The 12,035-nt window shown below is 54.5% G+C and carries 7 protein-coding genes; all 7 read left to right on the plus strand.

The genetic code is table 11. The annotated features are described in order from the left end of the window. The first annotated feature begins 218 nt into the window (after nucleotides 1–218). The 7 genes from EVJ34_RS11890 (at nucleotide 219) to tnpB (ending at nucleotide 11,974) form a co-directional block, all read left to right on the plus strand. Entirely contained in the window at nucleotides 219–3,725 is a 3,507-nt protein-coding gene (locus EVJ34_RS11890; RefSeq protein WP_131485753.1) for a chitobiase/beta-hexosaminidase C-terminal domain-containing protein, read from the plus strand. Nucleotides 3,726–3,838: 113 nt separating this feature from the next. Continuing rightward, on the plus strand, nucleotides 3,839–5,044 hold the full coding sequence (locus EVJ34_RS11895; RefSeq protein WP_131485754.1) for an NAD(P)/FAD-dependent oxidoreductase: 1,206 nt from the start codon (nucleotides 3,839–3,841) through the stop codon (nucleotides 5,042–5,044). A gap of 50 nt (nucleotides 5,045–5,094) precedes the next feature. Further along, nucleotides 5,095–5,757: a hypothetical protein gene (locus EVJ34_RS11900; protein ID WP_131485755.1), complete on the plus strand. Its 663-nt coding sequence runs from the start codon at nucleotides 5,095–5,097 to the stop codon at nucleotides 5,755–5,757. A gap of 134 nt (nucleotides 5,758–5,891) precedes the next feature. Next, nucleotides 5,892–7,901, plus strand: coding sequence for a catalase (locus EVJ34_RS11905; RefSeq protein WP_131485756.1), 2,010 nt, complete (start codon nucleotides 5,892–5,894; stop codon nucleotides 7,899–7,901). 121 nt (nucleotides 7,902–8,022) lie between these two features. Continuing rightward, nucleotides 8,023–9,282, plus strand: a complete 1,260-nt coding sequence (locus EVJ34_RS11910) for an MFS transporter (protein ID WP_131485757.1) — start codon at nucleotides 8,023–8,025, stop codon at nucleotides 9,280–9,282. 141 nt (nucleotides 9,283–9,423) lie between these two features. Further along, entirely contained in the window at nucleotides 9,424–10,608 is a 1,185-nt protein-coding gene (locus EVJ34_RS11915; RefSeq protein WP_131485758.1) for an MFS transporter, read from the plus strand. A gap of 166 nt (nucleotides 10,609–10,774) precedes the next feature. Continuing rightward, nucleotides 10,775–11,974, plus strand: coding sequence for an IS200/IS605 family element RNA-guided endonuclease TnpB (gene tnpB, locus EVJ34_RS11920; protein ID WP_131485759.1), 1,200 nt, complete (start codon nucleotides 10,775–10,777; stop codon nucleotides 11,972–11,974). The last annotated feature ends 61 nt before the right edge of the window (nucleotides 11,975–12,035 follow it).

Consider the following 12,035-nt stretch of genomic DNA (forward strand, 5'->3'; position numbering starts at 1 on the left):
ACGTCTGCTTGGTTATGTTTAACATGTAGTTGAAAAGTTGGTAAATGATAGTGAAATTCGTCAAACGATGGGGCGTATAAGTGACTTTTCGTTGCGACAAGAACCGTTATGTAAGCGCTATCATTTCGTTTGGACTAAGGGGGCATTCGTTCAAATAAAGGACCACACGAATTGGGACATCGTATCGGCCATCTACATAATCAAAGGGAGACTAACACATGGGGAAACCACAAGCACGTTCATTCAAACAAATGACCGGCCTCGCCTTATCAGCCGGACTCATCGTCAGCAGCATGACGCCGATTGCGGCAAACGTACACGCAGAGACGTTGAACGCTTCAGACCTATTCATCTCGGAATACGTGGAAGGATCGAGCAACAACAAAGCGATTGAGCTGTTCAACGGGACGAACGCGGCCATCGATCTCTCGGCCTATAAGCTCGAACTGTATTCAAACGGAGGGACCGCTCCAGGCACGACGCTCAACTTGACGGGGACGCTCGAGCCAGGTGGCACGTATGTCATCGTCAACGGTAGCGCGAGCGAAACCTTGAAAGCGAAAGCCAATACAACAAGCGGCGTGACGAACTTTAACGGCGATGACACGCTCGTCTTGAAAAAAGGCGATACCGTGCTCGACGTCTTCGGTCAAGTCGGGTTCGACCCGGGCACGAAATGGGGAACGACAGTTGCAACCGCTGACCAGTCGTTAGTTCGGAAAGATACGGTCACGACAGGGGATGCGAACGGCGCGGATGCGTTCGACCCGGCCACTGAATGGAACTCACAACCGATCGATACGTTCACGAACCTCGGATCACACACGTTCCAAGGCGTCGACTACGGCGATGGCGGTACGGTCGAACCACCGGCGCCGGTCACTCCGATTTCAATTAGTGATGCCCGGTCGAAAGCCGAAGGCGAAACGGTCACGATTAAAGGTGTCGTCACAGCTAAGCTGGCCAACACGATTTCGATTCAAGATGCGACAGGCGGCCTCTCGGTCCGTCCGACGTCACTCGCCGTCAACGTCGGTGATGAAGTTGTCGTCACGGGTGCAATCGGTTCGTATCGTGAACTTCTTCAATTGAACAGCGCCGTCGTCGTTTCAAAACAAGCGACAAGCGTCCCAGCTGCGCAAGTTCTCACAGGCGAACAGATCAATGAAGACGTCGAGTCTGAACTTGTTACCGTGAACAACGTCACGCTCTCAGGTAGTGGTCAAAACTTGACGGCGACAGACGGCACGAAAGAGTTCGTCGTCCGTGACGAGCGCGGCATTCTCGATTTACAGACGGATGTCAACTACTCGTCAATCACGGGTATCGTTCAACAGTTCGATAACACCTATCAAATCATCCCCCGTGACGTGTCGGACACGGTCATCGACGCATCGGTACTCCGTCCGGCAACAGCGAAGCCAGGCGCGGGCACGTTCGTCGGACCACAAGACGTGACGCTCTCGACGACGACAGCGGGCGCGGACATCTATTACACACTCGACGGATCGGACCCGAAAGCGAACGGCACGCTTTATACGTCACCAGTCCGTATTGAAGAGACGATGACGCTTAAAACGGCCGTCAAATCAGGTGATGTATTCAGCGCCGTGACGACGTTCGAATACAAGATCACGGACAAGATCCGGATCCATGATATCCAAGGCGCGAGCCACACGTCACCGATGAACGGACAGACCGTTGAAGGCGTCGAAGGCGTCGTCACGTACTCGTTCGTGTCGATGGGTACGACGTATTACTACATCCAAACGCCTGACATGGAAGCCGACCAAGATGCGCGTACGTCAGAAGGAATCATCTTGTATGGCGGCCGCTCGATCGCCGGCATCCAAGTCGGTGACCTCGTCAACGTGAAAGGTCTCGTCAGTGAGTACGCCATCGAAGGATACAGCGACCGTCAACAGACGGATATGAAGATGACGCAAATCGACACGCGTAACGGCAGTGTCAATGTCGTCAAGAGCGGTGTCGCACTGCCGACGCCAGTGAAAATCGACGCGTCGAACTTACCGACCGAGTTCATTGACAGCGACGCCCTCGCCGTCTTCAATCCGGATAAAGACGCCATCGATTTCTGGGAGAGCCTCGAAGGGATGCGCGTCGAGACGGGTAACCTCAAATCGGTATCGCCACAACAGTACGGCGACCTCGTGACCGTGCTCGAAGGAACACCGACTGAGACGTTCAACGGTGGTGTGCTCCTTAAAAAAGACGATGCCAACCCGGAACGGATCCAATTCCGTCTCGAGCCGAACGCGGAAGCGCGTGAATTCGACGTCGCGACGGGTGACCGCTTCAATGGCCCAATCGTCGGAATCGTCGGATATTCGTTTGGAAACTATAAGATTCAAGCCTCACTCGACGAGATGAAAGCAGCCTTCGTCAAAGGCGATGCCAAGCGTGAGACGACGTTCATCGAAGCCGAAAAGGACAAGTTGACAATTGCTTCATATAACCTCGAGAACTTCTCAAGCAACGTGAAAGAGACGTCGGATGAGAAGGCACTCAAACTCGCCAAGGCGTTTGTTGAAGAGTTGAACAGCCCGGACATCATCGGTGTGACCGAGGTCCAGGACAACAATGGCCAAGGCACTGGCGATTCTGCGGCCGACCAAAGCTACCAACGCTTGATCGACAATATCGTCTCGATCGGCGGCAAGTCGTACAAATACGTCAACATCGACCCTGAAAACAATAAAGATGGTGGCGCACCGAACGCCAACATCCGCGTCGGCTTCTTGTATGACCCAGAACGCGTGTCGCTCACAGAAGGCATCCCTGCCGGTGACGCAACGACAGCGGTCGGTTATGAGAACGGCAAGTTGACGCACAACCCAGGTCGCATCGACCCGCTCAACCCGGCGTTCGATAGCTCACGTAAACCGCTCGCGGCCCAGTTCGATTTCCAAGGCGAGAACGTCGTCGTCATCGCCAACCACTGGAACTCGAAAGGTGGCGACACCGGTTTCTTCGGCTCGAAACAACCGGTCGTCCTTGGCAGTGAGGTCCAACGGAAACAAATCGCTCAAATCGTCCATGATTTCGTTGCTGGTGTGAAGACGGACAACCCGGATGCGAACGTCGTCGCCCTCGGTGACTTCAACGACTTCGAATTCTCGGATGCGATGCAAATCTTCAAAGGCGACTTGATGACGAACATGGTCGAAAAAGTGCCTGCCGTCGACCGGTACTCGTACGTCTATCAAGGGAACTCGCAAGTGCTCGACCATATCCTCGTATCGAACCGTTTAGCGGCGACGACCGAGATCGATATGATTCACGTCAACGCTGACTTCACGGAGATGTCGGGCCGCGCGAGTGACCACGATCCGGTCCTCGCTCAAATCGACCTCACTCCAGAGCCAGAAGTTGAATTGACGCGCTACACGGTCGAAAATAACCGTGCCGCTCGTCTCGTCCTTCAAGACGACTTCATCGGCGTGACGATTGGCAAAGGCACGAACTTCAAGAACGGCATCTTCGTCCGTGGCGCTTACACGGAATTGACAGGTGAGCCGCTCAAAAATGTCGTCGTTCAAGTGAAACCGAAAGCCGCCGGCGCCATCATCGACTTTGACGGCGCAACGGTCAAAGAAGTTGTAGTAGATGGAACGAACTTAGCTGAAATCCGCGGGGCAAAAAACGTGAAGAAAATCAGCTATACAAAAGGCGCATCCGCTAACTCGGTCGTCATTAAGAAGTAACGCACGCATATAAGATTTATGAGACCGCAGACACGTCGTCTGCGGTTTTTGGCGTTTTCATTCGTGAAATTCGGGGATTAAGTAGAAGATGCTGATTATCGGAGGATGACGTCATGGAGATGCATAATGGGAATTTATATTGGCCGGTCACAGAATCGGAACAGATTGTCTTACAAAAACCGATTAAGAAAGAGCGCTACGACGTACTCGTCATCGGCGCGGGCATGTCCGGGACACTGACGGCCTATACGCTTCACAAGGACGGTGTCGATTTCGCCGTCATCGACCAAGGGAAAGTCGGAGCCGGGAGCACGGCCGCGAACACCGGGCTCATTCAATACTCGAACGACATCATGTTACATGAACTCGCTGAACAAATTGGTGAAGAAGATGCGGTCCGCTTCTATAAACTGTGTGCCGAGGCGGTCGATGCGCTCGACGAGGTCGCCGGGACTGTCGACGCCAAAGACGTCTATATCCGGCGTGACAGTCTTTGCTTCGCCAGCAGCGAGGCAGATGTCTCCAAATTGAAACGGGAGTATGAGATGCTGACGAAACACGGACTCGCGGCCGAATGGCTCGACCGGGAGGCGTTACAAGAACGCTACCCGTTCGATAAACCGGCCGGCTTGATCACGAACGGCGATGCTGAGGTCAATCCACTCACACTCAGCCGTCAGGTCGTCCGTTACTTGTCGACACAGAACGTCCCCATCTTTGAAGAGACTGACGTCACGGAAGTCGTCGCCGACGGAGACGACTGGCTCGTGCTGACACCAGCAGGAACGTTCAAAGCGGGACACGTCATCTTTGCGACCGGCTATCGTCCGGCCCCGCTCCTCGACACGCATCGGATCGAGCTCAATCGTTCCTATGCCATCGCCACGAATCCACTGCCTGATTTTAAAGAGTGGGACGGACAAGCGCTCATTTGGGAAACGAAACGACCGTATCTCTATTTACGGACGACCGTGGACGGCCGCATCATCGCCGGCGGGCTCGATGAAGAAAAAGCAGAGACACCGCATAATGAGGCGCTCATTCAAAAGCGGGCCGAGCGGTTGCGACAAGAAGTCGAGACTTTGTTCCCGATGTATGAGTTGACAGTTGAATACGCCTGGGTGGCCCTGTTCGGTGAGTCGATCGACCAGCTACCTTTTATCGGGGAACATCCGGACCGTCCGAACCTGTTTTATTTACTCGGGTATGGAGGCAACGGAACAGTCTACAGCATGCTAGGTTCTAAAATTTTGAGTGAGTTAGTGCGCGGAATCGAGAATCCAGATGCTCGCATTGTACGATTAGATCGGACACGTTGATCCCCTGACATCAGGGGATTTTTCTATACATATGAATTGGAGTGATCATCATGACGACGAAACGAAAACCGAAATGGGTGTACCGCCTGAGGCGAGGGTTGCTCTTTATCCCCGCCATCGCCTTGACCATTTACGCCTGGCCACATGAACCTGCCAAAGATGGGATCGATGACGCGTTCGCGCAGACCGAGGAGACGCATGACGAAGGGAGCTATACAATCGAAGCGAGACAGCCCGTGCAAGAAGACGAGGCCGTCCGTTATGCGTATGACGTCGTCGTCCACGGCCAACCCGACGTCGAGATGCTCCAGTCCATCAGTCAGGATGTCATTGATGAGGTGACCGCGCGTGATACGTTCCAAGCCGCCCTCATCCGTTTCTATGACCACGAAGCCTATGTCGGTACAGCCTCCCCGCTCGGTGAGGCCGTATTTTCCCCTGAAGGTGATTGGAGTCTGGCTGATCAGGTAGACCCTGGCGCTTATGAGGACATGACGTTCGGCTGGCAATTGAAAGAGAAGGAGTGGGACACACAACTTTCAGACAAGGAAGCACGCGTCTGGCACGCTTGGAATCGTGTCTATGAAGCGGAGCAATCGGATGACCCTGACTTGAAAGCGAAAGTGACCCGCACCATTTCCACCAAATACGACTTGAATCCGGAAACCGTCCAGCAAATCGTTTTAAAGCAGAACGTTTGGGCCGCCTTATAATGTTGACCTTGCGTATTACATTCATCCCCCATTTTAAAAATGGGGGTTTTTTCTCAGTTCGTTAGGGAAAACTCGTTACGTAGGCCAAATCGTGGTTTACAGCGTGTGTGCATACTTAAAGGGGAGGCAACAACATGGGGAACAAGAAAGAAGAACAGTTAAAACAACATATGATCGACAACGAGCAGAAAGCTGGGCTCACAACGAACCAAGGTCTGAAGATTGCGGAGGATGAGTTTTCGCTCAAAGCGGGGCGCCGCGGACCAACGCTCATCGAGGATTTCCATTTCCGTGAGAAGATGACGCATTTCGACCACGAACGGATTCCGGAGCGGATCGTGCATGCGCGCGGTGTCGGGGCCCACGGGGAATTCCAAGTGTACGAGTCGCTCGCCGACTATACGAAAGCCGACTTCTTGAACGACCCGTCGAAAGTGACGCCTGTATTCGTCCGTTTTTCAACGGTGCAAGGTTCGCGCGGTTCTGGGGACACCGTCCGCGACGTTCGCGGATTCGCGACGAAGTTCTACACCGATGAAGGCAACTACGACCTCGTCGGGAACAATATGCCCGTCTTCTTCATCCAAGACGCGATTAAATTCCCGGACCTCGTCCATGCCGTGAAACCAGAGCCGCACACGGAAGTACCGCAAGGCGGCAGTGCCCACGACACGTTCTGGGACTTCGTCGGTCAAAACCATGAGACGGCTCATCACGTCATGTGGGCGATGAGCGACCGGGGCATCCCGCGTAGCCTGCGTATGATGGAAGGATTCGGTGTGCATACGTTCCGACTCGTCAACAAAGATGGCAAGGCGCATTTCGTCAAGTTCCATTGGAAACCGAAACTCGGCGTCCATTCACTAGTGTGGGACGAGGCGCAGAAGGCGCTCGGCAAGAACGCCGACTTCCACCGTGTCGATTTGTACGAGGCCATCGATAAAGGCGATTATCCGGAATGGGAGCTCGGACTTCAAATCATCGCGGAAGAAGATGAGTTCAAGTTCGACTTCGATCTCCTCGACCCGACGAAACTCTGGCCGGAAGAAGACGTGCCGGTCAAACTCGTCGGCAAGATGACGCTCAACCGCAACGTCGACAACTTCTTCGCCGAGACGGAGCAAGTCGCGTTCCACCCGGGCCACCTTGTGCCGGGTATCGACTTCTCGAACGACCCGCTCCTCCAAGGGCGCCTGTTCTCGTACACGGATACCCAGTTATCACGTCTCGGCGGACCGAACTTCCATCAACTCCCGATCAATAAGCCGGTCTGTCCGTTCCATAACAACCAGCGCGACGGCATGCATCAGATGGCTGTCCATAAAGGACAGACAAGCTACCATAAAAACGCGCTCAACAACAATCAACCGGAGCCCGTTCCAGCCGATCAAGGCGGGTTCGAGCACTATCAAGAGAAGGTAGACGGGCATAAAATCCGTGGCCGGAGCGACAGCTTCCTCGACTTCTACTCGCAAGCCAAAATGTTTTATAGCAGTATGACCGACGTCGAGAAACAACACATTCAAGCCGCCTACAGCTTTGAGCTCGGCAAGTGTGAGTCGGACATGGTGAAAGAGAACGCCGTCGACCTATTGAATCACATCGACCGTCACCTCGCCTCGGTCGTCGCGGACAACCTCGGTGTCGAGTTACCCGCCGAGAACAATGAAGTCGTCTCGGACAAAAAATCACCTGCGCTCAGCATGGCCAATACAATCGCGAAACCGGACACGAAGAGCGTAGCCGTCCTCCTCGCCGGAGACGTCGATGCCGTGCAAGTGAAGGCGTGGGTCCAAGTGCTCGCCGACAACAAAGTCAATTACAGTCTCGTCGGGAAGAAATCATACACGCTCGGCGACCTTAAAGTGAAAGAGACGTATGATACGGTCGATTCGAGCCTGTTCGATGCTGCCTTCCTCGTCAGCACCACGACTTCGATCGAAGACGACGTCCTCGAATTCATCGAGAACACGTACAAACACTTCAAGCCGCTCGCGCTTCACTTGCATCACGATGAAGTGCTCGACCGTTGCCGCGTCAAGACGGACCAACCTGGCGTCTATACGCTCAAACAACATAATCTCGCTGGCTTCGATACATTTATCGATGGCATCGCGCAAGGGCGGTTCTGGGACCGCACCTAATCTGAACAATTGAAGGATTCGACCCAATTCGACGGGTCGAATCCTTTTTATGTGCTTCCCTTCCCCTCCGCTCTAGCGATATACTAGGTGGGGTATATATCTATCGAGGAGGAATCCTATCATGCGGAATAAGATCGATCCTTATGTGAGCGACACCGCGCAACAACGCCGACTGTATAAACGGACGTTGTTCGTCGTCGTGTTGTCTCAAATCTTTGGCGGGGCCGGACTCGCCGCCGGGATCACAGTCGGCGCCTTGCTGGCCCGTGATTTACTCGGAACCGACGCATACGCGGGCGTACCGACGGCGCTGTTCACGCTCGGTTCCGCCGCTGCCGCCTTTTTGATCGGGATGATGTCGCAGCGGGTCGGACGCCGTTTCGGACTGGCGACCGGATTCTTGACCGGGGCTGTCGGAGCTGTCGGTGTCATCATTGCTGCCACGTTCGAGAGCGTAACGCTCTTATTCCTCTCACTCCTCGTTTACGGGGCTGGGACAGCGACAAACCTCCAAGCCCGTTACGCCGGGACTGATTTAGCGCTTGCGACCGAGCGAGCGACCGCAGTCAGCATCGCGATGGTCTCGACGACGTTCGGGGCTGTCGCCGGGCCGAACTTGGTCGAGCCGATGGGACGTGTCGCCGATGGGCTCGGGTTGCCGACATTATCGGGACCCTTTTTACTCGCAGGAGCAGCCTACTTGTTCGCCGGCCTCATCTTGCTCGTATTCTTGAACCCCGACCCGCTCCTCGTCGCCCGTGCCATCGAGTCGAAACGGCAAGAAACCACCGACACGTCTGTCCATAAGACTGAATCGACGCATGACAGCCGGGGTGTTTACGTCGGTGCATTCGTCATGATCCTCAGCCAAATTGTGATGGTCGCCATCATGACGATGACGCCCGTTCATATGCGCCACCATGGTCACGAGCTCGGTGCCGTCGGGCTCGTCATCGGGTTCCACATTGGAGCGATGTATTTACCGTCGCTCGTGACCGGAGTGCTCGTCGACAAAGTCGGTCGTGAAATCATGGCCATCGCTTCGGGGGTGACCTTATTCTTCGCCGGTGTCGTCGCGGCATTCGCCCCGGCCGACTCGCTGTTCTTATTGATTGTCGGACTCGTCCTACTCGGTGTCGGTTGGAACTTCGGCCTGATCAGCGGGACCGCTATCTTGGTCGATGCGACGACACCTGAGACGAGGGCCAAAACACAAGGGTCGGTCGACGTGTGGATCGCTTTATCCGGCGCTTCGGGTGGCATGCTCTCGGGGATCATCGCATCCCAGTCGAGCTATTTGATGCTATCCCTGCTTGGTGGAATCATCTCGCTCGTTCTCGTACCGTTCGTCCTTTGGTACCGCCGTCACCTCTCCTTATGACCGATGACCGATGCGCTCACGTGCATCGGTTTTTTTATGCAAAATGCGTCTCCTCTGACAAGCTTCTCTCAATTTGCTATACTCCTTTAGTTATGTTTACTAACTATTTAGATTCAAACAAATAAGGAGGCGTCATCGCCGATGCAACTGACCGCACAAAAATTATGGACGAAAGACTTCCTCATCATCTCGCTCGTCAACTTCTTTTTGACGCTCATCTTCTTCCTACTCATGGTAACGATTGGGGTCCACGCCGTTGAGACATACGGTGCGACGACAAGTGAGGCCGGTCTCGTGACCGGGATCTTTATCATCGGGACGCTCGTTGGTCGACTATTCATCGGTCGATTGATTGACTCGATCGGTCGGCGAAAGACGCTGGTCATCGGGTTGACTTTCTTCACGGCCACAATCCTGCTCTATTTCGTCGACCTCGGTGTCGGCTTCTTACTATTCACCCGTTTCGTACACGGTCTCGGTATGGGACTATCAAGTACAGCGACCGGGACAATCGTCGCCCAGATCATCCCTAGTGCACGTAAGGGCGAAGGCATCGGGTATTACAGCATGAGCTCGACTCTCGCCACTGCCATCGGTCCGTTCGTCGGCTTACTGATGAGCCAGTATACGAGTTTCTCGACCATCTTTATCGCCTGTCTCGTTGTCGGCGTCGTCAGTTTAGTAAGTGCCTTGTTCGTCAACGTCCCGGAAGCGGACAATCCGGAGATTGTCCGCGGGTTGTCATTAAAAGCGTTCGTCGAACCGAAGGCGTTACCGATTGCACTGATCATCGCGATCGCTGCCCTCAGTTTTTCAAGTGTCTTATCTTATATTAACTTTTACGCGACCGAACTCGACCTTGTCGAGGCGGCAAGCGTCTTCTTCCTCGTCTATTCGATTTCCGTCATGTTGTCGCGCCCGATCACGGGACGGCTCATGGACGCACGTGGCGCCAACGTCGTCATGTATCCGGCCATCTTCATCTTTGCAGTCGGACTGTTCATCCTTAGCCAAGCGACGAGCGCTTTGGGCCTTTTGCTCGCCGGCGCATTGATCGGACTCGGCTTCGGCAATATTCAGTCCGGGACGCAGGCCATCGCCGTCAAGGCGGCTTCACCTGGACGGATGGGGATGGCGACGTCGACGTTCTTCATCGCCCTCGACGCCGGTCTCGGCTTCGGTCCTTATTTCATCGGGCTACTCATCCCGCTGACCGGTTTCTCGACCATCTATCTGTTGCTCGCCGGTGTCGTCACGTTCACGATTTTCTTGTATTACGTGATGAACGGCCGCAAAGAGCGAGATCGCCTCAAGCAAGCCGCCTGACAGGACTTTCAAAGTCCTGTCTTTTTTTGAATGTTCACACATCTTTTTATGAAAATTAGGCGAAAATACGCCCACTTCTAAACGTTAAGGGTGAAGCCCTCGTGAAAGTGGGCGATGAATCGCCAACCTCTCTTTTGGGTATAAATACCTAAAAGAGGTGAACATCATGTCGAAGCATAAGGCGTATAAATTCCGGATCTATCCGACAACGGAACAGGAGATCCTGATCGCCAAGACGATCGGTTGTTCACGCTTCGTCTTCAACCACTTCCTGGCGAAATGGGAAGAAACCTACAAGGTGACCGGAAAAGGACTGTCCTACGGCTCTTGTTCGAAAGAAATCCCTGTACTCAAGCAAGAGTTCGACTGGCTGAGGGAGGTCGATAGCACATCTGTCCAGACCAGCGTCAAACATCTGGCAGAGGCGTATGACCGCTTCTTCAAGAGGCAGAACGAACGGCCACGGTTCAAATCGAAGCGGAACCCCGTCCAATCCTATAAGACGAACATCCAAGGCAAGTCTCAACTTCCTGAGGTGTCGATCGTCGGCGACCGGCTCAAGCTGCCGAAATTGAAGTGGGTCCGGTTCGCCAAATCGAGGCAGGTCGAGGGCCGCATCTTGAACGCCACGATCCGACGGAACGCCTCGGGCAAACACTTCGTCTCCCTCCTCGTCGAGCAGGAGATCGATGAACTGCCGAAGACCGGCTCAACCGTCGGCGTCGACGTCGGGCTCAAGGACTTCGCCGTCCTGTCCGACGGCACGGTGTACCAAAACGATCGGTACTTCCGTTCGCTCGAGAAGAGGCAGGCGCGCGAGCAGCGCAAGCTGTCCCGTCGTCGGCTCATCGCCCTGAACCGGAACGTCAAGCTGTCCGAGGCGAGGAACTATCAGAAACAAAAGCGCAAGGTCGCCCGCATCCATGAGAAGATCGCCAACAAGCGCACCGACTTCCTGCACAAGGTATCGACCGAGATCGTCAAAAGCCACGACGTCATCGGCATCGAGACCCTGCAGGTGAAACACATGCAGCAGGACCGCAAGCTCAGCAAATCCATCTCCGATGTCAGTTGGTCGGCGTTCTTCCGCATGCTCGAATACAAGGCGCACTGGTACGGCAAGACCGTCGTGAAGGTCGGGAAGACGTTCGCCTCGAGCCAGCTCTGTTCGAGTTGCGGCCATCGACACAAGGACGTGAAGCATCTTGGTCTGCGTGAGTGGACATGCCCGGGTTGCGGCGCCCACCACGACCGCGATGTGAACGCAGGATTGAATCTTAAACAAGAAGCTGAACGAATCGTGGCTTCTTCAACCGTCGGGACGACGGGGCTAGCCTGGCCAGGTTCCGGTCGTCAGACCGGATGACCCAGGAATCCTCCACCTCTTAGCGAAGCGTAGGTGGAGGTAGTTCAAGAATGTTGTACTA

Source organism: Exiguobacterium sp. SL-9 (assembly GCF_004336985.1).
GTDB lineage: Bacteria > Bacillota > Bacilli > Exiguobacteriales > Exiguobacteriaceae > Exiguobacterium.

Bases quoted from the DNA above. Each gene is read 5' to 3' on its own strand.
- EVJ34_RS11890 (WP_131485753.1), top strand. From the start codon at position 219: ATGGGGAAACCACAAGCACGTTCATTCAAACAAATGACCGGCCTCGCC.
- tnpB (WP_131485759.1), top strand. From the start codon at position 10,775: ATGTCGAAGCATAAGGCGTATAAATTCCGGATCTATCCGACAACGGAA.
- EVJ34_RS11910 (WP_131485757.1), top strand. From the start codon at position 8,023: ATGCGGAATAAGATCGATCCTTATGTGAGCGACACCGCGCAACAACGC.
- EVJ34_RS11905 (WP_131485756.1), top strand. From the start codon at position 5,892: ATGGGGAACAAGAAAGAAGAACAGTTAAAACAACATATGATCGACAAC.
- EVJ34_RS11900 (WP_131485755.1), top strand. From the start codon at position 5,095: ATGACGACGAAACGAAAACCGAAATGGGTGTACCGCCTGAGGCGAGGG.
- EVJ34_RS11915 (WP_131485758.1), top strand. From the start codon at position 9,424: ATGCAACTGACCGCACAAAAATTATGGACGAAAGACTTCCTCATCATC.
- EVJ34_RS11895 (WP_131485754.1), top strand. From the start codon at position 3,839: ATGGAGATGCATAATGGGAATTTATATTGGCCGGTCACAGAATCGGAA.